We start from the raw sequence: 21144 nt of genomic DNA, 5'->3' as shown, positions 1-21144 counted from the left end.
TAGGACGCCGCCGAACTAAATGTGAAAGTAAGCCCTGGTGGGGAGCATTGCTCCCTGCCAGGGCTTACTTGCGTTTACCGCCCGTACCCCCGGCTGCCGACGAGGTCATCGGCTACCGGTAAGGTCAAGAAGAAATCGACAGCAACCGTCCCACAGGAGGCCCCCGGGTGGAGGTCCAGGAGACGCGCGTCCAGACCGACCGCGTCCTCACCATCCCCAACATCCTCAGCATGGCTCGCCTCGCCGGCGTCCCCCTCTTCCTGTGGCTGATCCTCCAGCCCGTCTTCGACGGGCCGAAGTGTGATGGATGGGCGCTGCTGGTGCTGGCGCTGAGCGGTGTGAGCGACTACCTCGACGGGAAGCTCGCCCGGCGCTGGAACCAGATCAGCAGCCTCGGCCGGCTGCTCGACCCGGCCGCCGACCGGCTGTACATCCTCTCCACCCTGGTCGGACTGACCTGGCGGGAGATCCTGCCGCTCTGGCTCACCGCGGCCCTCCTGGCCCGCGAGGCGATGCTGCTGGTCATGGTGTGGATCCTGCGACGGCACGGATACCCGCCGCCCCAGGTGAACTTCCTGGGCAAGGCCGCGACCTTCAACTTGATGTACGCGTTCCCGCTGCTGCTTCTCAGTGACAATGACAGCTGGGTACAGCTGCCCGCCACTATTTTCGGATGGGCGTTCGCCGGATGGGGTACAACCCTCTATTGGTGGGCAGGGATCCTCTATGTGGTTCAAGTCCGCCGACTGGTCAAGGCGGATACCACAGCCGACTGATCCCGTCGTAGCCGTACGTTCCCGCGTACGTACAACGGAGGCGATCGAGGGGATTTAGTCGGTGGTCCGTCATCTCTCAAGGAGGACGCTTCCGACATGAAGGCCGTCGTGATGGCCGGTGGCGAAGGCACCCGCCTTCGCCCCATGACCTCAAGCATGCCCAAGCCGCTTCTGCCGGTGGCCAACCGCCCGATCATGGAGCACGTACTCCGGCTCCTGAAGCGGCACGGGCTCACGGAGACGGTGGTCACCGTCCAGTTCCTCGCCTCACTGGTGAAGAACTACTTCGGGGACGGCGAGGAGCTCGGCATGGAGCTCACCTACGCCAACGAGGAAAAGCCACTGGGCACGGCGGGCAGCGTCAAGAATGCGGAAGAGGCCCTCAAGGACGACACCTTCCTCGTCATCTCGGGCGATGCCCTCACCGATTTCGACCTGACGGATCTGGTCCGGTTCCACAAGGAAAAGGGCGCCCTCGTCACCGTCTGCCTCACCCGGGTCCCCAACCCGCTCGAATTCGGCATCACCATCGTGGACGACGCCGGAAAGGTCGAGCGCTTCCTGGAGAAGCCGACCTGGGGTCAGGTCTTCTCCGACACCGTCAACACGGGCATCTACGTCATGGAGCCCGAGGTCTTCAAGTACGTGGCGCCCGACGTCCCGGTCGACTGGTCGGGTGACGTCTTCCCCCAGCTGATGAAGGAAGGCAAGCCCATCTACGGCTACGTCGCCGAGGGCTACTGGGAGGACGTCGGCACCCACGAGAGCTACGTCAAGGCCCAGGCCGACGTCCTCGAACGCAAGGTGGACGTCGACATAGACGGCTTCGAGATCTCGCCCGGCGTCTGGGTCGCCGAGGGCGCCGAGGTCCACCCCGACGCCGAACTGCGCGGCCCCCTCTACATCGGCGACTACGCCAAGGTCGAGGCCGGCGCCGAGATCCGCGAGCACACCGTCGTCGGCTCCAACGTCGTCGTCAAGAGCGGCGCGTTCCTGCACAAGGCCGTCGTCCACGACAACGTCTACATCGGCCAGCAGAGCAACCTGCGCGGCTGCGTCGTCGGCAAGAACACCGACATCATGCGTGCCTCCCGGATCGAGGACGGCGCCGTCATCGGCGACGAGTGCCTCGTCGGCGAGGAATCGATCATCCAGGGGAACGTCCGCGTCTACCCCTTCAAGACGATCGAGGCCGGCGCGTTCGTCAACACGTCGGTGATCTGGGAGTCCCGCGGCCAGGCGCACCTGTTCGGGGCGCGCGGCGTGTCCGGCATCCTCAACGTCGAGATCACCCCTGAACTCGCGGTCCGGCTGGCCGGCGCGTACGCCACGACGCTCAAGAAGGGCGCCACCGTCACCACCGCCCGCGACCACTCCCGCGGCGCCCGCGCCCTCAAACGGGCCGTCATCTCGGCCCTCCAGGCCAGCGCCATCGAGGTGCGGGACCTGGAGAACGTCCCGCTGCCCGTGGCACGGCAGCAGACCGCGCGGGGCAGCGCCGGCGGCATCATGATCCGCACCACGCCCGGGGTGCCGGACTCCGTCGACATCATGTTCTTCGACGAGCGCGGCGCCGACCTCTCGCAGGCCGGGCAGCGGAAGCTGGACCGCGTCTACGCCCGCCAGGAGTACCGGCGCGCGTTCCCCGGCGAGATCGGCGACCTGTCCTTCCCGTCGAGCGTCTACGACTCGTACACGGGTTCGCTGCTGCGGTCCGTCGACACCACGGGCGTCGCCGAGGCCGGGCTGAAGGTCGTCGTGGACGCCTCCAACGGCAGCGCCGGACTCGTTCTCCCCAGCCTCCTCGGCCGGCTCGGCGTGGAGGCGCTGACCATCAACTCGGGGCTGGACGAGGCGCGGCCCACCGAGACCGCCGACGCCCGGCGGTCCGGCCTGGTCCGGCTCGGGGAGATCGTCGCCTCCGCGCGGGCCGCGTTCGGCGTGCGGTTCGACCCCGTCGGCGAGCGGATCTCGCTCGTGGACGAGCGAGGGCGGATCGTCGAGGACGACCGCGCGCTGCTGGTCCTGCTCGACCTGGTCGCCGCCGAGCGGCGCTCCGGGCGGGTGGCGCTGCCGGTCACCACGACCCGGATCGCCGAGCAGGTGGCCGCCTACCACGGTACGCAGGTGGAGTGGACGACGACGTCACCGGACGACCTGACCCGGGTCGGCCGGGCGGACTCGACGATCTTCGGCGGCGACGGCCGCGGCGGGTTCATCGTGCCGGAGTCGAGCAGCGTGTTCGACGGCACGGCGGCGTTCGTCCGGCTGGTCGGCCTGGTGGCGCGGACGCAGCTCACGCTCAGCCAGATCGACGCCCGGATCCCCCGGGCGCACGTCCTGCGGCGGGACCTGGCCACGCCGTGGGCGGTCAAGGGCCTGGTGATGCGTCAGGTGGTCGAGGCGGCCGGCGACCGCTCGGTCGACACGACCGACGGCGTCCGGGTCGTGGAGGCCGACGGACGGTGGGTGATGGTGCTCCCCGACCCGGCCGAGGCCGTGACGCACCTGTGGGCCGAGGGGCCTGACGACGCGTCCGCCCAGGCGTTGCTGGACGAGTGGTCCGCGGTGGTGGACGGCGCGGGGCGCTAGCGGCCCCAAGCGGCCACCGGGGGCGTCGTCTTCCCTGTCCCGTTCCGGCACGCCGGTGGGGCCATTGGGAGACGGCGCCCCCGACGTGCGACGATGTGCGGCATGCCGCAGCAGCCCCCCGTTCGGAGGACCTCCGCACCGCCTTCGCGTCCCGACGCCTCCATGTCGCTGCTGACCAACGTGATGGACCACAGCCTGGACGACGGCTACGCGGAGGCGGCGGCCCGGCGGGCCGAGGGCGGCCAAGGGCTGCCCGGCAAGCTCCGGGCGAAGCTGGGGCTGGCCGCGGCGCTGCTGCTGGCCGCCGTGGTGGTGACGCTCGGAGCCGCGCAGGCGCGCATATCGGCACCGACGCTGGCCAAGGAGCGCGAGCAGCTCATCAGCCGCATCGAGAAGGAGACGGCGGCCGCGGACGCCCTGCAGAAGAACGTCAACGGGCTGCGGGAGACCGTAGGGGACAGGCAGCGCGAGGCCCTGGAGGAACACGGCGGGGACAAGGCCGAGTTGGTCTCCCTCCTCGCCGGGGCCACGTCGGTGCACGGCCCCGGGGTCAAGGTGGTCGTCGACGACGCCAAGCAGGCGAAGAGCAGCGGCGGCGGCCCCCGGGAGAGCAGCGGCTTCTCCGACACCGGCCGGGTGCGCGACCGCGACATGCAGCGCGTCGTCAACGGCCTCTGGCAGGCCGGTGCGGAGGCCGTCGCGATCAATGACCAGCGACTGACCTCGTTGTCGGCGATCAGGGCGGCCGGGGACGCCATACTGGTGGACAACAAGCCGCTGGCGCCGCCGTACACGGTGCTGGCGATCGGCGACGGCCGGCGGATGAGCACCGCGTTCCAGGACAGCGTGGACGGCCAGTACCTGCACGTCCTCCAGCAGAACTACGGGGTCAGGGCGAACATCTCCGTCGAGGACGACATCCGGCTGTCGGCCGCGCCGAGTCTGACCGTACGAACCGCACGGCCGCAGGGGGGCGGCGCGGCCGGCCGCGCCGCCGACACAGGGAAGGGCACATCGTGATCGCCGTATTGGGCCTCATCGTGGGAGTCGTGGTCGGGCTGGTGGTCCGCCCCGTGGTGCCGACGGCGGTCGAGCCCTACCTGCCCATCGCCGTCGTCGCGGCCCTGGACGCGGTGTTCGGCGGCCTCCGGGCGATGCTGGACGGCATCTTCGACGACAAGGTCTTCGTGGTGTCGTTCCTGTCGAACGTGGTCGTCGCGGCCCTCATCGTCTTCCTGGGCGACAAACTGGGCGTCGGGGCGCAGCTGTCCACCGGTGTGGTGGTCGTCCTGGGCATCCGCATCTTCTCCAACGCGGCCGCCATCCGGCGGCACGTCTTCCGGGCGTGAGGCCGATGAGCACCGACGACACGCCCGAGGGTCCGAAGAAGCCCGAGAAGACCCCGCCCGAGGAGACTCCGGTGGGGAAGACCCCGGCCGAGGAGACCCCGGAGAACTCGGGGGAGCAGCCCGGTCGGGAGGAGCGGGAGGACGCCGCGTCGGACGGTCCGGAGGGGAAGCCCTCCGAGGCGGCCGGAGAGCCCCCCGCGTCCCCCGCCCCGGAGCCCCCGGCGGAACCGCCCCTGACGGGCCGTCAGCGGCTGGTGAAGGGCCTGTGGCCGCCCCGGCTCACCCGGGCGCAGCTGACCGTCGCCCTGCTGCTGTGCGTGCTCGGCCTGGGGCTGGCGATCCAGGTCCGGTCCAACAGCGAGAGCAGCGTGCTGCGCGGTGCGCGCCAGGAGGACCTGGTGCGGATCCTGGACGAACTCGACAACCGCACCAAGCGGCTCGACGACGAGAAGCGGAAGCTGGAGAGCCAGCGGTCGGAGCTGGAGAGCAGCTCCAACCAGGCCGCGGAGGCCCGTAAGCAGACGGCGCAGAAGGAGCAGCAGCTCGGCATCCTGGCGGGCACGGTGGCCGCCCAGGGGCCCGGCATCGTCCTCACGGTGAGCGACGGCAAGGGGGCGGTGGAGCCGGACATGCTGCTGGACGCCGTCCAGGAGCTGCGGGCGGCCGGCGCCGAGGCGATCCAGCTCAACGATGTCCGGGTGGCCGCCGACACATATTTCTCCGGTACCGCGGGGAAGGTGGAGATCGACGGCAAGAAGGTGTCGCAGCCTTACAAGTTCAAGGTCATCGGCAAGCCCGACGATCTGAAGCCCGCTCTCAACATCCCCGGTGGTGTGGTGCAGACTCTGCAGAAGGAGCAGGCCGGGGTCGACATCTCCCGGTCTGAGAAGATCATTGTCGACGCCTTGCGTCCGGCGAAGCGGCCTGACTACGCTCGGTCGTCATCGAGGTGAGGCGGGCGAACGCAGGGGCTCTGCGGGGAGGGCGGGAAGTTGCGGGGGGTCGGCGCACCAAGACGGCGGTGCGTGATGGAAACTGTCTGTCGGCTCTGGACGTTGTAAGGATGTCCAGGTCGGACGGTGTGTGCAGCGAGGTTTTGTCCTGCCCCACGGGCGGGTCTGTTTCGGTCAAGGGGAATCGCCCGTGAAGTTGTTTGCGAAGTTGTTCGGCAAGAGCTCCCGCCAGAGCGGCGGCGGTTCCGCACGCCACCGGGCCCAGGGGCCGGTGGAGGGCGATGAGCGGGGTCAGGGAGGCCAGGAGGGCCGTCCGCTCTTCCGAGACCAGGCGGGGGTCCACGGCGGCGCTCCGGCCGATCCCACGGCGACCGCGCGCATAGGTCTCGGTACGCCGATGTCGGGTGCGGGGGAAGGGGCTGCCTTGCCGGTCTGTACGAGGTGTGGTCATCGGAACGGCGAGAACGGCCGGTTCTGCTCCAACTGCGGTGCGCCGCTGCGGCCGGGTGCCGTCGCCGAGCGCGCGTCGGAGACCACGTCCACGATCTCCATCTCCGGTCTGGAGGCGTACGACTCCGAGACCACGGGCCAGACGGCCATCCCGTCGCTCTCCCCGGAGGCCCAGGCCGCCGTGGAGGCGCTGCCGCTGGGCTCGGCGCTGCTGGTGGTCCGCCGCGGCCCCAACTCGGGCAGCCGCTTCCTGCTGGACGGCGAGGTGACCACGGCGGGCCGGCACCCGCAGAGCGACATCTTCCTCGACGACGTCACGGTGTCGCGCCGGCACGTGGAGTTCCGGCGGGGGCAGGACGGCGGCTTCAGCGTCACGGACGTCGGCAGCCTCAACGGCACGTACGTGAACCGGGAGCAGATCGACTCGGTGGTGCTGTCGAACGGCGACGAGGTGCAGATCGGCAAGTACCGCCTGGTCTTCTTCGGCAGCCAGCGGGGCATCTGACCCCTCCCGGGCCGCGTCCGGAAGGCGCGTCCCGGAGGACGGCAAGGGAAGGTCCATGCTTCAGACACCGTCGGGCGGTGCCGGCTCCTCCGGCACCGCCGGTGCGGAGGGCCGGCTGGTGAGCATCGGAACGGTGCTCAACCTGCTGCGCGAGGAGTTCCCCGAGGTCACCATCTCCAAGATCCGTTTCCTGGAGGCGGAGGGCCTGGTCGAGCCGCAGCGCACGCCGTCCGGCTACCGCAAGTTCAGTACGGCGGACGTGGAGCGGCTCGCCCAGGTGCTGCGGATGCAGCGCGACCACTACCTGCCGCTGAAGGTCATCCGCGAGCACCTGGACGCGCTGGCCCGCGGCGAGCGGCTGCCGCTGCCCGCCCCCGCCCAGCCCCGGGACGGTCTCGATCTCGGCGAGCCGGCCGAGGAACCCGAGGACCCGGTGGAGACCGGCCCCGAGCCCACGGGGCCCGGCGGGCGGGTCGGCCGGGCGGAGCTGCTGGAGCTCACCGGGGTGACCGAGGGCGAGCTCGTGGAATGGGAGTCGTACGGGCTGGTCGTCCCCCACCCGGACGGCGGATTCGGAGCCGATTCCGTGGCCGTCGCCCGCCTCGTCGCCGACCTGGGGCGATTCGGGCTGGAGCCGCGCCACCTGCGGGCCGTGAAGGCCGCGGCGGACCGCGAGGCAGGTCTGGTCGAACAGGTGGTCGCACCGCTGCGCAGGCACCGCAACCCGCAGACCAGGGCCCATGCCGAGGCCACGGCCCGGGAGCTCGCCGGACTGTCGGTCCGGCTGCACGCCGCCCTGGTGCGCTCCGCGCTCCGGCCGCACGGGCAGTGACCGCTCGGGGGCCGCTCCGGGACCGCCGCGGGGCCGCTCCGACGGTGCGGACGGTGACCGAGCACGGCCCCGACTACCCAAACCGGCCGAGCACGTCCTAGGGTTGCTGTGTGAACGAGCTCGATGTCGTGGGTGTCCGGGTGGAAATGCCCTCCAACCAACCGATCGTGCTCCTGCGCGAAGTGGGAGGCGACCGCTACCTCCCGATCTGGATCGGACCGGGGGAGGCGACGGCGATCGCCTTCGCGCAGCAGGGAATGGCTCCGGCCCGACCGCTGACCCACGACCTGTTCAAGGACGTGCTGGAGGCGGTGGGGCAGCAGCTCGCGGAGGTCCGCATCACGGACCTGCGCGAGGGCGTCTTCTACGCCGAGCTGGTCTTCGCCAGCGGAGTCGAGGTCAGCGCCAGGCCGTCCGACGCCATAGCGCTGGCCCTGCGCACCGGAACGCCGATCTACGGCAGTGACGGGGTGCTGGACGACGCGGGGATCGCCATCCCGGACGAGCAGGAGGACGAGGTGGAGAAGTTCCGCGAGTTCCTCGACCAGATCTCGCCGGAGGACTTCGGTACCAACAGCCAGTGAGGCGGCCGGCGGTCCCCCTGGGCGGGTCGCACCAGGGCCTTGACAGGGCCGCGGCAGGGTATTCGAGTAGCCTTTCCCCCGCGGGGACACGTAAAACCACTCTCAGGGTGATTATCACTCGGCGTGCCGAGTGTGGCGATCGTTGACGCACCCCGAGCGACTGCCTACCGTCGAGAAGGCAGGTCAAGGACGGAGGTCGGCGTGAGAAGCACGGGCGACGGTACAGCGGTCGGCAGTCCGTATCCGCTGCACGGGGGATCGGTCGAACCGGTGACCCTTCCCCCCAGCCTGAACGGCATCGGAGGGGCCCCCGCCCACGGTCGGAACGGTGTGGGGAGCACTCCCGCCCCCGCCGCCGCGGTCACCTCCCAGCGAGGGCCCCGGGCCGGCGGTCCCAGGGACGCGGAGACCGAGGCGAGCGCCCCGGCCGGCACGGAGGCCGTCGGCTACCGCGGGCCCACCGCCTGCGCGGCGGCGGGCATCACCTACCGGCAGCTCGACTACTGGGCCCGCACGGGGCTCGTGGAGCCGAGCGTGCGGCCCGCGTACGGGTCGGGGAGCCAGCGGCTCTACAGCTTCCGTGACGTCGTCGTCCTGAAGATCGTCAAGCGGCTGCTGGACACCGGCGTCTCGCTGCAGAACATCCGCACCGCCGTCCGGCACCTGCGCTCCCGCGGCATGGCCGACCTCGCGCAGATGACGCTGATGAGCGACGGCGCGACGGTCTACGAGTGCGCGTCCCCCGACGAGGTCGTGGGGCTCCTCCAGGGGGGCCAGGGCGTCTTCGGGATCGCCGTCGGCGTGGTCTGGCGGGACGTCGAGGGCGCGCTCGCCCAGCTGCACGGGGAGCGGGTCGACACGGGCGAGACCCTGATCGGCCACAATCCGGCGGACGAGCTGGCGCGGCGGCGGAACCGGGCGGGCTGAGGGCTTTCCTTTCACGGAGCGGGTCCGGGGTGATTCCCGGGCCCGCTTTCGTGCGGTCGGACGCGGCGCGGGCGGGCTCGTCGTCGCACGTCAGCGCGATTGTCAGTGGTATGCGGGACCATTTGTGGTGTGAGAGGTTCACCGACGATCCTGCATCTCGACATGGACGCCTTCTACGCCTCGGTGGAGCAGGCGGCCAAGCCCAGCCTGCGCGGAAAGCCGGTCGTCGTCGGCGGCATCGGCCCGCGGGGCGTGGTGGCCACCGCGTCGTACGAGGCGCGGGTCTTCGGTGTGCACTCGGCGATGGCGACGGCCCAGGCCCGACGGCTGTGCCCCAACGCGGCCTACCTGACCCCGCGCTTCAGCCTGTACCAGAAGGTGAGCGGGGTGGTCATGGGGCTGCTGGCCGAGCTGTCGCCGCTGGTCGAGCCGCTGAGCCTCGACGAGGCGTTCGTGGATCTGGAGGCGGGCGGCGTGGAGCCGGACCCGGCGGCCGTACGGGCGGTGGGGGAGCGGCTGCGCCGGGACATCCTCGCGGCGACGGGGGTCAGCGGGTCGGTGGGCCTCGCCGGTTCCAAGATGCTCGCCAAGATCGCCTCCGAGCAGGCGAAGCCGGACGGGCTGGTCCTCATCGAGCCGGGCACGGAGCTGGAGCTGCTGGGGCCCATGCCGGTACGGACGATCCCGGGCGTCGGGCCCGCCACCGCCGAGACGCTGCGGCGCGCCGGCATCCACACGGTCGCCGAGACCGCCGAGGCGGGCGAGGCGGAGCTGGTGCGGCTGCTGGGGAAGGCGCACGGGGCCGGTCTGCACGCCCTGGCGACGGGGCACGACGACCGTCCCGTGGTGGCCGAGCGGGACGCGAAATCCGTCTCCGTCGAGGACACCTTCGCCGAGGACCTGACCGACCGGACGCGGGTCCAGCTGGAGCTCGCCCGGCTCGCCGACCGCTGCGTCGGGCGGCTCAGGGCCGCCGGGCGGTCGGGGCGCACGGTCGTCATCAAGGTGCGGCGGTACGACTTCTCGACGCTGACCCGCTCCGAGACGCTTCGGGGGCCGACCGATGATCCTGCCGTCGTGCGGGAGGCTGCCGCGCGGCTGCTGGCGGGGGTCGATACGACGGAGGGGGTGCGGTTGCTGGGGGTGGGGGTGAGTGGGCTGGCGGATTACACGCAGGAGGATTTGTTCGCGCAGGCGGCGGCCGCTGAGACGGCTCCGGAAGCGGAAGGGAGCGCGGCTCCGGAGCGGACCGAGGACGACGGTGCGTCGTCGGTCCGGCGGTGGCTGCCGGGGCTGGACGTGGTCCATCGGGAGCTGGGGCGGGGGTGGGTGCAGGGGAGTGGGCTCGGGCGGGTCACGGTGCGGTTCGAGGAGCCTTGGTCGGTGGTGCCTGGGCGGGTGCGGACGTTCGGCGTCGATGATCCGGATTTGGAGCCGGCTGAGCCTGTGCCGTTGATACGGCCGGTGGTGGGGTCGGGGTGCTGAGGGTGCGCTGACGCGCTCGGGGTGCCCCTGCCCCGCCCTTTCACCGTTTCCTGCGGGGGCTCCGCCCCCGCACCCCCGAAGCGCGCTTCGCGCGCTGTCCTCAAACGCCGGACGGGCTGATTCAGGTCCCGGGCACGGTCATACGGTAGTGGTGGTACAGGCGCAGCTCCTGCTCCGGGGAGAGGTGGCGGCCTACGCCCAGGTCGGGGGCCGCCCTGATGAGCGTGCGGTCGTAGGGGATGCGGAGGGAGTCGTCCACGACTTCGCTCGGTTCCAGCGGGACGAAGGCGTCGCGGCCGAACAGGCCGGTGCGGACGGCCGCCCACTCGGGTTCGCCCGTGGCGTCGTCGAGGTAGACCTCGTCCACGGTGCCGATCTTCGCGCCGTCGCGGTCGTAGGCCTTGCGGCCGATCAGGGTACGAGGATCGATATCCGACTGCATCCGTCCTCCCGGGAGTCACTTCCGTCCCTCTCTGTCTGCTGGTTTCCCCGGGAGGCCGCTCGCAAAGCCAGGAAAAACCCTCCGGGGGCAGGAAATGCCGTCAAGCAGGAGTAATCGGGAGTGATGGGGGAGTCGGCGGAGAAGTGCGCTCTCGGGAGATCCGCCGTCGGCATCGCCGCTGGTAGGCTGGCGATTGGCTGTGGACCCCGCGCGGGAGAGTCCTCCGGAGTACCTGGACAGGCAGTGGCCTGACCGGTCCGACGGTGGCGCCGAAGGAGCAAATCCTCCCCGGAATCTCTCAGGCACCCGTACCGCGCGGACGAGGTCACTCTGGAAAGCAGGGCGGGCACCGGACCGGGCACCACGCCGAGCCCCTCCTCACCGACGGTGAAAGCCGGGTCGCGTCACGTCGGCCCGGTGAAGCTCTCAGGTCGAGATGACAGAGGGGGAGGCCGTCCGGGTACCCGCGCCGTGGTACCCCTCGCAGGTCGCAATGACCAGGAGGCCCCCGCAGATGACCGCCCACCGCATCGCCCTCTCCGACCTGGAGCGCGGCACTCCCTTCGCCGGCCGCCACATAGGCCCCGACAGTGAGGCGCAGGCGAAGATGCTCGCCCACGTCGGCTTCGGCTCGCTGGACGAACTCACCGCCGCCGCCGTGCCGGACGTGATCAAGAGCGCCGAGGCGCTCCGGCTGCCCGCGCCCCGCGGCGAGGCCGAGGTGATCGCCGAGCTGCGCGGCCTCGCGGACCGCAACCAGGTGCTGGTGCCCATGATCGGGCTCGGTTACCACGGCACGTTCACCCCGCCGGTGATCCTCCGCAACGTCATGGAGAACCCCGCCTGGTACACGGCGTACACCCCGTACCAGCCGGAGATCTCCCAGGGCCGTCTGGAGGCCCTGCTGAACTTCCAGACCGTCGTCGCCGACCTCACCGGGCTGCCCACCTCCGGTGCCTCCCTGCTGGACGAGGGCACCGCCGCCGCCGAGGCGATGGCGCTCTCCCGCCGGGTGGGCAAGGTCAAGGACGGGGTGTTCCTCGTCGACGCCGACACGCTGCCGCAGACCGTGGCCGTCATCGAGACGCGCGCCGAGCCCACCGGCGTCGAGGTCGTCGTTGCCGACCTCTCGGCCGGTATTCCGGACGAGATCGCCGAGCGCGGCGTCTTCGGCGTGCTGCTCCAGTACCCGGGCGCCTCCGGTGCCGTCCGCGACCTCCGCCCGGTCATCGAGCGGGCGCACGAGCTCGGTGCCGTCGTCACCGTGGCCGCCGACCTGCTGGCGCTGACGCTGCTCACGCCGCCCGGTGAGCTGGGCGCGGACATCGCTGTGGGCACCAGCCAGCGGTTCGGCGTGCCGATGGGCTTCGGCGGGCCGCACGCCGGCTTCATGGCCGTCCGTGAGCAGTTCGCGCGCAGCCTGCCCGGCCGCCTCGTCGGCGTCTCCGTCGACGCGGACGGCGACAAGGCGTACCGCCTGGCCCTCCAGACCCGCGAGCAGCACATCCGCCGCGAGAAGGCCACCAGCAACATCTGTACCGCGCAGGTGCTGCTCGCGGTGATGGCCGGCATGTACGCCGTGTACCACGGGCCCGACGGGCTCGCCGGCATCGCGCGCCGTGCCCACCGCTACGCGACACTGCTCGCCGAGGGGCTGCGCGCCGGCGGCGTCGAGGTCGTGCACGGCGCGTACTTCGACACCGTCACCGCGCGGGTGCCCGGCCGGGCCGACGAGATCGTCGCCGCCGCCCTGGAGCGGGGCGTCAACCTGCGCCGGACGGACGCCGACACCGTCGGCATCGCCTGCGACGAGACCACCACCCGCGAGCACCTGGCCGCCGTCTGGGCCGCGTTCGGGGTGGACGCCGACGTCGAGGCGCTGGACGCCGCCACCGCCGACGCGCTCCCCGAGGCGCTGCTGCGGAGCTCCGAGTTCCTCACCCACCCGGTCTTCCACCAGCACCGTTCCGAGACCGCGATGCTGCGCTACCTGCGCCGCCTCGCCGACCGGGACTACGCGCTGGACCGGGGCATGATCCCACTCGGCTCCTGCACCATGAAGCTCAACGCGACGACCGAGATGGAGCCGGTCACCTGGCCGGAGTTCGGCGCGCTGCACCCGTTCGCCCCGGCGGACCAGGCCGAGGGCTACCTCACGCTCATCCGCGAGCTGGAGGAGCGGCTGGCCGAGGTCACCGGCTACGACAAGGTCTCGCTCCAGCCGAACGCCGGGTCGCAGGGCGAGCTGGCCGGTCTGCTGGCCGTCCGCGCCTACCACCGCGCCAACGGCGACGAGCAGCGGACCGTGTGCCTCATCCCGTCCTCCGCGCACGGCACCAACGCGGCCAGTGCCGTGATGGCCGGCATGCGCGTCGTCGTGGTGAAGACGGGCGAGGACGGCGAGGTCGACGCCGACGACCTGCGCGGCAAGATCGAGAAGCACCGCGACGAGCTGGCCGTGCTCATGGTCACCTACCCGTCCACGCACGGGGTGTTCGAGGAGCACATCAGCGAGATCTGCGCCCTCGTCCACGAGGCCGGCGGCCAGGTGTACGTGGACGGCGCCAACCTCAACGCCCTGGTGGGGGTGGCGAAGCCGGGCGAGTTCGGGGGCGACGTCTCGCACCTGAACCTGCACAAGACCTTCTGCATCCCGCACGGCGGCGGTGGTCCGGGCGTCGGGCCCGTCGCCGTCCGCGGCCACCTCGCGCCGTACCTGCCCAACCACCCGCTCCAGCCCGCCGCGGGCCCGGAGACCGGGGTCGGCCCGATCTCGGCGGCGCCGTGGGGCTCGGCGGGCATCCTGCCGATCTCCTGGGCGTACGTCCGGCTGATGGGCGGCGAGGGCCTCAAGGCCGCGACCCAGGTCGCGGTGCTGAGCGCCAACTACATCGCCAAGCGCCTGGAACCGCACTACCCGGTGCTCTACACCGGCCCCAACGGCCTCGTCGCCCACGAGTGCATCGTGGACCTCCGGCCGCTCACCAAGGCGACCGGCGTCACCGTCGACGACGTCGCCAAGCGCCTGATCGACTACGGCTTCCACGCGCCGACGATGTCGTTCCCGGTGGCCGGCACGCTGATGATCGAGCCCACCGAGAGCGAGGACCTGGTCGAACTCGACCGGTTCTGCGAGGCGATGATCGCGATCCGCGCGGAGATCGAGAAGGTCGGCTCGGGCGAGTGGGACAAGGACGACAACCCGCTGCGCAACGCCCCGCACACCGCCGGGTCGATCGCCGGTGCGTGGGAGCACCCGTACGACCGGGAGACGGCGGTCTTCCCGGGCGGCGTCTCCCCGGCCGACAAGTACTGGCCGCCGGTGCGCCGCGTCGACGGCGCGTTCGGTGACCGCAACCTCGTCTGCTCCTGCCCGCCGCTGGACGAGTACGAGGGCTAGGCATAGGCCCGTCGTCGCATGAGGAAGGCCGGTCCGGCGAAGTCGCCGGGCCGGCCCTTTCGTTGCGTCGTGCGTGATCGCCGGTGCCGGTGGGCCCGTCAGGCCGCCGTCACCACATGCTCGGTGCCGAGCGGCCGGTGCGGGGCGATGATCTGCCCGTCCGGCAGCAGTTCGCCGGTGTCCTCGAAGCAGAGGACGCCGTTGCACAGCAGGCTCCAGCCCTGCTGCGGGAAGTGCGCCACGAGGTGGGCGGCCTCCCGGTCGGCGGAATCGGCTGACGGGCACGCGGGCTGGTGCTGGCACATGGAAGGGTTCTTTCGCTGGGATGTCTCTGCTGCTGTCGCTGTGCTGCGGCTCGATGCGGTGGTCATGCCGCCCCCCGTGACGATGTGGTCTGTCGGTCCCAGTGTTGCCCTACGGGCGTGATTCCGCAGGGATTTCGAAGCAGCGGTCCGCTATGGAGGAGGACGCGTCACCCATGCGGACGGTTGCTGTCAACAAGTCTGCCCCTTCGGTCGGTTCGGGTCGACCTCCGCGCGCTGAGCCGTGTGGGTGAACGGGGTCGGGAGGGGCGGGAACGGCGCGGTGCCCCGCGACCGGAGCGGGTCGCGGGGCGCCGTCGGGGCGTGTTGCATGGTCGGGACGCGTCACGCGGTCTTCAGCATCGGGGCCGTGAGGGGGGCCGGGGTCAGCCGGAGGGTGAGCACCGGCAGCAGGTCGGCGAAGCGGTGCGGGCGGTGGGCGGCGATGCCGGGCGGGGCGGGGGCGAGCGGCACCAGGAGGTCGCCGGGGGCGGGCAGGCCGGACTCGGCGTCGGCCGAGATGTCGCCGTGCAGCCAGAGGGTGAGCATGTAGAGGCCGGGCACGGTCAGCAGGCGCGGCTGGTACGGCGTCGACAGCGACTCCGCCTGCCGCAGGGCGAGTTCGGTGGAGACGACGTACGGTCCCTCGAAGAAGTGCGAGAACGTCCAGCCGTCGGCGGTCGGCCGGGCCTCGCCCGCGGCGATGGCGCGCTCGTCCTCCTTGATCAGGAAGCGCCAGCCGGTGAGCCGGGTGCGGGGGGCGCCGCCGGCCGGGGAGTGCTGCTCCAGGACGTGGACGGGAAGCGGGAGTTCGCAGCTGAGCGCTCCCTGCGCGGCCTTCAGGGACGGGGTGCGGGTCTCCCGGACCGCGGTGGGGGAGCCGAGGGCGGTGCGGACGCTACGGAGGGCAGGCGCGGGGGCAGGGGGGATGTGCAGCGGCATGATGGGTCGCCTCTCACTTCGGAGACACGCAGGTGCTGGCAGGTGACGACGCTGTCGGTGTGCGGGGTCAGAGGGGGGCCGGGACCGACTGCCGGGGCGCCTACTCTCTGCCTCACTCCGAGTTTATACGACACATGTTCACAGGATGTTTCGGCTAGCTGTCGCCGGTATTTCCGGCAAGGGGAAATCAGGGCCGCCTGCGAGGGTGTTTTCGGTGTTTTCGTTCCCGGCCGCGTACACCTGACCTCGGTTTCTTTCCCGGGAACGGTCGGCCGAAACTCGTCGGTGTTTATCACCAGCGCAATGCGACATGCCATGAGCTGCCGTCATGCCATCGGAATGTGCCGGAGTGCGCTTGGCTGCCAGCCTACCGGTTATACGGGGACGGGGTGAGGCGTTTCGATCGCCTCGTCTGGGCATCATCGACCGTGACGGGAGCGGGCCGGCGCCGAGGGCGACCGCTGGAGGAGGACGCGTCCATGGGTGAGAAGGTCGCCGCCGTGGAGTTCGGCCTGGACGACCGGCAGCGCCACCGGGACAAGCTCCGGCAGTGCCTCGAAGGGCTGGGGAGGTTACTGGAGGAGAAGCGTTTCGACCGGCCCCGGAACCTTATGGGGCTGGAGATCGAGTTGAATCTGGCGGGCTCCGACGGTATGCCGAGCATGATGAATGCGAAGGTGCTGGAGCGTATCGCGAGTCATGATTTCCAGACCGAACTCGGTCAATTCAACCTGGAAGTGAACATTGTCCCGCACCGCTTGTCGGGGCGGGTTCTGGACCAACTCGCCGAGGAACTGCGCACCGGGCTCTCCTATGCCGACCGGAAAGCCTGGGAAGTGGGCTCCCGAATAGTGATGATCGGCATTCTGCCGACGCTCGGCCAGTCCGACCTCGTCCCCGACAACTTCTCCGCCGCCGACCGCTACGCGCTGCTCAACGAGCAGGTCATGGCGGCCCGCGGGGAGGACGTCCGCATCGACATCGACGGCGTCGAACGGCTGACCTGCACCGCGCGCTCCATCTGCCCGGAGGCCGCCTGCACCTCGGTGCAACTGCACCTCCAGGTCACCCCCGGCCGGTTCGCCGCCGTGTGGAACGCGGCCCAGGCGGTGGCCGCCGCGCAGATCGCGATGGGCGCCAATTCCCCGTTCCTCTTCGGCCGCGAGCTCTGGCGCGAATCCCGGCCGCCGTTGTTCGTGCAGTCCACCGACACCCGCCCGCCCGAACTGCAGGCGCAGGGCGTTCGGCCGCGCACCTGGTTCGGGGAGCGCTGGATCGGCTCGGCGTACGAGCTCTTCGAGGAGAACCTGCGCTTCTTCCCGCCGCTGCTCCCCATCAGCGGCGACGAGGACCCGCTGCGGGTGCTGGACGCCGGCGGGGTGCCGCGGCTGGAGGAACTCGTCCTGCACAACGGCACGGTCTACCGCTGGAACCGGCCCGTCTACGGGATCGCCGACGGCGTCCCGCACCTGCGGGTGGAGAACCGCGTCCTGCCCGCCGGCCCGACCGTCACCGACGTGCTGGCCAACACGGCGTTCTACTACGGGCTGGTCCGGGCCCTCGCCGAGGAGCCGCGCCCGGTGTGGACGCGGCTGCCGTTCGCCGCCGCGGCCGACAACTTCGACGCCGCCTGCCGGCACGGCATCGACGCGGTGCTGCGGTGGCCCAAGGGGCGTACGGGAAGCGTGAGCCAGGTGTCGGCCGTCCGGCTGGTCCGCGACGAGCTGCTGCCGCTGGCCGCCGCCGGCCTCGACGCGTGGGGCGTCGAGCCCGCCGACCGCGACCGCTACCTCGGCGTCATCGAGGGGCGCTGCCGCCGGCGCACCAACGGGGCGTCCTGGCAGGCCGCCACCTACCACGCGGCCCGGGACCGGGGCCTGGACCGGCACGCCGCGCTGGCCGCCACCACGCGGCGCTACTGCGAGCTGATGGCCACGGGGGAGCCGGTGCACACGTGGCCGGTGGGGATCGCCTGACCCGGGCGCCGCCGCACCCCCGCTGTCGTCCGGGCCCGCGGTCGTCGGGCAAGCTGGGACGACGCGGCGGCGGCCACCGCCGCGGAGCCGTGCGCGACGACGCGCGGGCGGTACGCGAGGGGCGCAGGCGGGAGTGGACCACGAGTGAACAGAGCGACGCGACAGGACGCCCGTGACGCGGAGGAGCGCCCGGCCGGGCCGGCGGGCCCGGCCGTCGCCTCCGTCCCGTCGCGGCGGACGCTGGGCACCGAGACCCTCCTGGTGCTGGCCCTCTCGCTGGGCGCCAGCGGGGTCTCGGCGCTGATCAGCTTCATCGGCGCGCTCACCCGGCCGGGCGGGCTCAAGGACCAGGCGGCCCGGCTCAACACCTCGCACGCGCCCGGCCGGCCCTGGCTGGACCTGGCCTGGCAGCTGTTCGGCATCGCGACCGCGCTGGTCCCCGTCCTCCTCGTCGCCCACCTGCTCTCGCGCGAGGGCGCGGGGCTGCGCTCGATCGGTTTCGACCGCCGCAGGCCCGGCACCGACCTGGCCCGTGGCACCGCCGTCGCCGCGGTCGTGGGCGGCACCGGGCTGCTGCTCTACCTGGGGGCGCGGGCCGCCGGGTCCAACCTGACGGTGGTGCCCGAGTCGCTGCCGGACGTGTGGTGGAAGTTCCCGGTGCTGATCGCCTCCGCCGTGCAGAACGCGGTGCTGGAGGAGGTCGTGGTCGTCGGCTACCTGCTGCGCCGGCTCGGCCAGACGGGCTGGGGGCCCATGGCGGCGCTGGCCGCGAGCGCGGTGCTGCGCGGCTCGTACCACCTGTACCAGGGCATCGGCGGGTTCGTCGGGAACATGGCGATGGGCGTCCTCTTCGTCCTCCTCTACCGGCGCTGGGGGCGGGTGGGGCCGCTGGTGGCGGCGCACGCGCTGATCGACATCGTGGCGTTCGCCGGGTACGCGCTGCTCGCGGGGAAGGTCGGCTGGCTGCCGACGGCGTGAGCGGCCCGGCTCCCGTCAGACCAGGAACTCGCCGTCGATCACGGTCACGGCGCGGCCCGTCAGGAGCGTGCGGTCGCCGCGCAGTTCCGTGCGGACCCGCCCCCGCCGGGCGCCACCCTGGAGGCCCGTCAGTTCGGTGCGGCCGAGGCGGGCCGCCCAGAACGGGGCCAGCGCGGTGTGCGCGCTGCCGGTGACCGGGTCCTCGTCGATGCCCACGTTGGGGAAGAAGCCGCGGGAGACGAAGTCGTAGCCGAGGGACGGGTCCGCGGCCGGGGCGGTGACAATGATCCCCCGGCGGGAGCGGCCCGACAGCGCGTGCCAGTCGGGGGCCAGGGCGTGCACGGTCCGTTCGTCGGAGAGCTCGACGAGCAGGTCCCCGATGTGGCCGCTGGTGTCGTGGACGCTCAGCGGGGCGGCACCGAGCGCCTCGGCCAGCCCCTCGGGGGCGGCCAGCGGGGTGAGCGAGGACGTCGGGAAGTCCATGGTCACCGACCCGTCGTCATGTGCCGTCGTGGTGAGCACGCCGCAGCGGGCGGCGAAGCGGACGGTCCCGGTGGCGGCACCGGTGGTGTGCAGGACGTGTGCCGTGGCCAGGGTGGCGTGGCCGCACATGTCCACCTCGGTGGCCGGGGTGAACCAGCGCAGCGCCCAGTCCGCCTCCTCTTCGCCTGTGCCGTCCAGCGGCCGGGCGAACGCCGTCTCGGAGAGGTTGACCTCGGCGGCGATGGCCTGCAGCCGGTCGTCGTCGGGGAAGGGGCCGTCGAAGAGCATGACGCCGGCGGGGTTGCCGGCGAAGGGGCGGTCGGTGAACGCGTCGACGATTCGGATTCGCATGGCAGGACGGTAGGACGCGGGGGCGGTGCCGGACATGGCCAATCGCCGGGAGGTGGCCTCATTCGGTGCTCGCGACCGGGGCGCGTCCGTTCCGGCCCGGGCCGGCCGTTGTCGGAGCCCGGCCGGGTGGAACGGTTAGCGGGGCGTGGTGTCGTCGGCCCGGAACGGGGCGCCGTGGCCGGGCACGATCAGGTCCGCGGTGGCGATGACCCGGAGCCGGGAGGCGCGCAGCAGCTCGCGGTCGGGGGCCACCGGGTCGTCCGCCGGGCCGTTCGCGTGCCACCACAGGTCGCCGGCGAAGGCGACCACGCCCGAGTCGGTGCCCGCCAGCAGGGTGATGTCCTCCTGGCTGTGGCCAGGGGTGCGGATCAGCCGCAGCGACGGGGTGAGTTCGTACCCCTCCGCGTCCCGGTTCCGCCACTGGTCGCCGCGGTACTCCACCCGGTGGTCGTGCACCAGGGCCCGTCCGAAGAGGCCCACGTTCATGGTGTTGTCCGGGTGGTGGTGGCTGAGCACCACGTCGGTGATGTCGTCGGGGCCGAGCCCCAACTCGCGGAGCGGGCCGAGGATGTCGTCGTGGCTCGCCACCATGCCCGGGTCGAAGATCACGTGCCGGCCGGCGTCGGACATGTAGGAGACGGTGGCGGCGACGCCGGGCCCGGTGGAGCCGACGTAACCGGTGGTCAGGATCGTGTACACGGCGCTGCGGCCGAGCGGTGCGTCTGTCATGCCCTCGATCCTTCCGGGCGGGGCGTCCGCTCACGAGTGGCACATCTGCCGACGATCGCAGGATTGCTGCCACGGGTGCCACACTGCGCGGATGGCTCCCTTCACGACCGTCGCCGCGTACGCCCCGCCCGGCGTCGGCATGCTCGCCGTCGGCATCGTCACCGAGGTCTTCGGCCCGCACGGCGAGGCGCTGCCCGGCTTCGACTTCGCCCTGTGCGCCGACCGGCCCGGGCCGGTCCCCACCGACCTCGGCGTGCCGCTCGCCCTCACGCACGGCCTGGACCGGCTCGCCTCGGCCGACCTGGTGATCGCCCTGCCGTGGGCCGGCTTCCGGACACCGCCGGCACCCGCCGTGCTCGACGCGCTGACGGCGGCCCACGCGCGCGGCGCGCTCGTCGCGGCCCACTGCGTCGGCGCCTTCGCGCTCGCCGCCGCCGGACTGCTCGACGGCCGGCGGGCCACCACCCACTGGCGGTTCGCCGACCTGCTCACCCGCCGCCACCCCCGCGTCGCCGTCGAACCCGACGCCCTCTACGTCGACGAAGGGCGCGTCGTCACGGGCGCGGGAGCCGCCGCGGGCTTCGACCTCTGCCTGCACCTGCTGCGGCGGGAGCACGGAGCGGCGATGGCCAACGCCGTCGCCCGGGACGTGGTGCTGCCCTCCCACCGCGACGGCGGGCAGGCGCAGTACCTGGCCGCCCCCGTGCCCGAGGACTGCCGCGACGAGCGCCTCGCCGAGGTGCTCGCGTGGGCGCGCGAGAACCTCCACGAGCCGCTTCCCGTCGCGGAACTGGCCCGGCGGGCCCTGATGAGCAAGCGCTCCTTCGCCCGCCGCTTCGCCGCCGCGACCGGCACCACTCCCCACGCCTGGCTCCGGAGCCTGCGGCTGAGCGGCGCCGAGGAGCTCCTGGAGACCACGGACCTGCCGGTCGAGGAGGTCGCCCGGCGCGTCGGCTACGGGAGCGCGGCCGTCCTGCGCGAACAGTTCGTCCGCCGCCGGGGGGTGCCGCCCCGTTCGTACCGTCGCTCCTTCACGAACGCGCCGTAGCACAGCCGTTGGAGCGTCAGCCGCAGGTCATGTCGGCGGA

Annotated in this window: 19 protein-coding genes and 1 riboswitch; of the genes, 14 read left to right on the top strand and 5 right to left on the bottom strand. The window is 71.9% G+C overall.

What is annotated here, in order from left to right:
* Positions 1–167 precede the first annotated feature (167 nt).
* From clsA to JNW98_RS16940, 10 genes are all read left to right on the top strand, one after another.
* On the top strand, positions 168–776 hold the full coding sequence (gene clsA, locus JNW98_RS16985) for a cardiolipin synthase ClsA (RefSeq protein WP_223769080.1): 609 nt from the start codon (positions 168–170) through the stop codon (positions 774–776).
* 96 nt (positions 777–872) lie between these two features.
* Positions 873–3368, top strand: a complete 2496-nt coding sequence (locus JNW98_RS16980; protein ID WP_223769079.1) for a mannose-1-phosphate guanyltransferase — start codon at positions 873–875, stop codon at positions 3366–3368.
* 102 nt (positions 3369–3470) lie between these two features.
* Positions 3471–4388, top strand: a complete 918-nt coding sequence (locus JNW98_RS16975) for a DUF881 domain-containing protein (protein WP_223769078.1) — start codon at positions 3471–3473, stop codon at positions 4386–4388.
* Positions 4385–4717, top strand: coding sequence for a small basic family protein (locus JNW98_RS16970; protein WP_004947174.1), 333 nt, complete (start codon positions 4385–4387; stop codon positions 4715–4717). The genes JNW98_RS16975 and JNW98_RS16970 overlap by 4 nt, the downstream gene beginning before the upstream one ends.
* Positions 4718–4722: 5 nt before the next feature.
* Positions 4723–5670: a DUF881 domain-containing protein gene (locus tag JNW98_RS16965; RefSeq protein ID WP_223769077.1), complete on the top strand. Its 948-nt coding sequence runs from the start codon at positions 4723–4725 to the stop codon at positions 5668–5670.
* Positions 5671–5800: 130 nt separating this feature from the next.
* Positions 5801–6625 carry an FHA domain-containing protein gene (locus JNW98_RS36885; protein WP_372459264.1) on the top strand — a complete coding sequence of 275 codons (825 nt, stop codon included), beginning with the start codon at positions 5801–5803 and terminating at the stop codon, positions 6623–6625.
* Positions 6626–6680: 55 nt separating this feature from the next.
* The gene (gene ftsR, locus JNW98_RS16955) at positions 6681–7457 is read left to right on the top strand and encodes a transcriptional regulator FtsR (RefSeq protein ID WP_223769076.1); all 777 of its coding nucleotides are present in this window, start codon (positions 6681–6683) and stop codon (positions 7455–7457) included.
* Between the two features lie 110 nt (positions 7458–7567).
* Positions 7568–8041, top strand: coding sequence for a bifunctional nuclease family protein (locus tag JNW98_RS16950; protein WP_004947186.1), 474 nt, complete (start codon positions 7568–7570; stop codon positions 8039–8041).
* Positions 8042–8242: 201 nt separating this feature from the next.
* Complete coding sequence (locus JNW98_RS16945) at positions 8243–8968, top strand: MerR family transcriptional regulator (protein WP_223769075.1); 726 nt, start codon at positions 8243–8245, stop codon at positions 8966–8968.
* 129 nt (positions 8969–9097) lie between these two features.
* Entirely contained in the window at positions 9098–10453 is a 1356-nt protein-coding gene (locus tag JNW98_RS16940; RefSeq protein WP_223769074.1) for a DNA polymerase IV, read from the top strand.
* Between the two features lie 121 nt (positions 10454–10574).
* Here JNW98_RS16940 and JNW98_RS16935 read toward each other — a convergent pair whose 3' ends face one another.
* Positions 10575–10895 (bottom strand): PRC-barrel domain-containing protein, encoded by a 321-nt coding sequence (locus JNW98_RS16935; protein ID WP_223769073.1) that lies wholly within the window; start codon positions 10893–10895, stop codon positions 10575–10577.
* Between the two features lie 201 nt (positions 10896–11096).
* Positions 11097–11219: riboswitch (glycine riboswitch) on the top strand.
* Between the two features lie 190 nt (positions 11220–11409).
* Here JNW98_RS16935 and gcvP point away from each other — a divergent pair.
* Complete coding sequence (gene gcvP / locus JNW98_RS16930; RefSeq protein ID WP_223769072.1) at positions 11410–14295, top strand: aminomethyl-transferring glycine dehydrogenase; 2886 nt, start codon at positions 11410–11412, stop codon at positions 14293–14295.
* A 98-nt stretch (positions 14296–14393) separates the two neighbouring features.
* On the opposite strand, the gene JNW98_RS16925 is transcribed toward gcvP, so the two are convergent.
* Together JNW98_RS16925 and JNW98_RS16920 are read right to left on the bottom strand one after the other, a co-directional pair.
* Positions 14394–14600 carry a DUF5999 family protein gene (locus tag JNW98_RS16925; protein ID WP_171163074.1) on the bottom strand — a complete coding sequence of 69 codons (207 nt, stop codon included), beginning with the start codon at positions 14598–14600 and terminating at the stop codon, positions 14394–14396.
* A gap of 342 nt (positions 14601–14942) precedes the next feature.
* Positions 14943–15539, bottom strand: a complete 597-nt coding sequence (locus JNW98_RS16920) for a hypothetical protein (protein WP_223769070.1) — start codon at positions 15537–15539, stop codon at positions 14943–14945.
* A gap of 479 nt (positions 15540–16018) precedes the next feature.
* Here JNW98_RS16920 and JNW98_RS16915 point away from each other — a divergent pair, with 479 nt between their 5' ends.
* A complete protein-coding gene (locus JNW98_RS16915) occupies positions 16019–17515 on the top strand; it encodes a glutamate-cysteine ligase family protein (RefSeq protein WP_223769069.1) in 1497 nt (498 codons plus the stop codon).
* Positions 17516–17755: 240 nt separating this feature from the next.
* Positions 17756–18493: a CPBP family intramembrane glutamic endopeptidase gene (locus JNW98_RS16910; protein ID WP_223769081.1), complete on the top strand. Its 738-nt coding sequence runs from the start codon at positions 17756–17758 to the stop codon at positions 18491–18493.
* A 15-nt stretch (positions 18494–18508) separates the two neighbouring features.
* Here the strand turns inward: JNW98_RS16910 and JNW98_RS16905 are convergent, their stop codons facing one another.
* Positions 18509–19327, bottom strand: a complete 819-nt coding sequence (locus JNW98_RS16905; protein WP_223769068.1) for a PhzF family phenazine biosynthesis protein — start codon at positions 19325–19327, stop codon at positions 18509–18511.
* 135 nt (positions 19328–19462) lie between these two features.
* Positions 19463–20056, bottom strand: coding sequence for an MBL fold metallo-hydrolase (locus JNW98_RS16900; protein WP_223769067.1), 594 nt, complete (start codon positions 20054–20056; stop codon positions 19463–19465).
* Positions 20057–20147: 91 nt separating this feature from the next.
* On the opposite strand from JNW98_RS16900, the gene JNW98_RS16895 reads away from it, so the two are divergent.
* Positions 20148–21104: a GlxA family transcriptional regulator gene (locus JNW98_RS16895; protein WP_223769066.1), complete on the top strand. Its 957-nt coding sequence runs from the start codon at positions 20148–20150 to the stop codon at positions 21102–21104.
* Positions 21105–21144 lie beyond the last annotated feature (40 nt).

This window comes from Streptomyces huiliensis (assembly GCF_020037025.1).
Taxonomy (GTDB): Bacteria; Actinomycetota; Actinomycetes; order Streptomycetales; family Streptomycetaceae; genus Streptomyces; species Streptomyces huiliensis.
This window is presented reverse-complemented; position numbering and strand designations above follow the sequence as displayed.

Coding starts and splice junctions, on each gene's coding strand:
- JNW98_RS16980 (WP_223769079.1), top strand. CDS start 873: ATGAAGGCCGTCGTGATGGCCGGTGGCGAAGGCACCCGCCTTCGCCCC.
- JNW98_RS16975 (WP_223769078.1), top strand. CDS start 3,471: ATGCCGCAGCAGCCCCCCGTTCGGAGGACCTCCGCACCGCCTTCGCGT.
- JNW98_RS16965 (WP_223769077.1), top strand. CDS start 4,723: ATGAGCACCGACGACACGCCCGAGGGTCCGAAGAAGCCCGAGAAGACC.
- ftsR (WP_223769076.1), top strand. CDS start 6,681: ATGCTTCAGACACCGTCGGGCGGTGCCGGCTCCTCCGGCACCGCCGGT.
- JNW98_RS16935 (WP_223769073.1), bottom strand. CDS start 10,895: ATGCAGTCGGATATCGATCCTCGTACCCTGATCGGCCGCAAGGCCTAC.
- gcvP (WP_223769072.1), top strand. CDS start 11,410: ATGACCGCCCACCGCATCGCCCTCTCCGACCTGGAGCGCGGCACTCCC.
- JNW98_RS16925 (WP_171163074.1), bottom strand. CDS start 14,600: ATGTGCCAGCACCAGCCCGCGTGCCCGTCAGCCGATTCCGCCGACCGG.
- JNW98_RS16920 (WP_223769070.1), bottom strand. CDS start 15,539: ATGCCGCTGCACATCCCCCCTGCCCCCGCGCCTGCCCTCCGTAGCGTC.
- JNW98_RS16915 (WP_223769069.1), top strand. CDS start 16,019: ATGGGTGAGAAGGTCGCCGCCGTGGAGTTCGGCCTGGACGACCGGCAG.
- JNW98_RS16905 (WP_223769068.1), bottom strand. CDS start 19,327: ATGCGAATCCGAATCGTCGACGCGTTCACCGACCGCCCCTTCGCCGGC.
- JNW98_RS16900 (WP_223769067.1), bottom strand. CDS start 20,056: ATGACAGACGCACCGCTCGGCCGCAGCGCCGTGTACACGATCCTGACC.
- JNW98_RS16895 (WP_223769066.1), top strand. CDS start 20,148: ATGGCTCCCTTCACGACCGTCGCCGCGTACGCCCCGCCCGGCGTCGGC.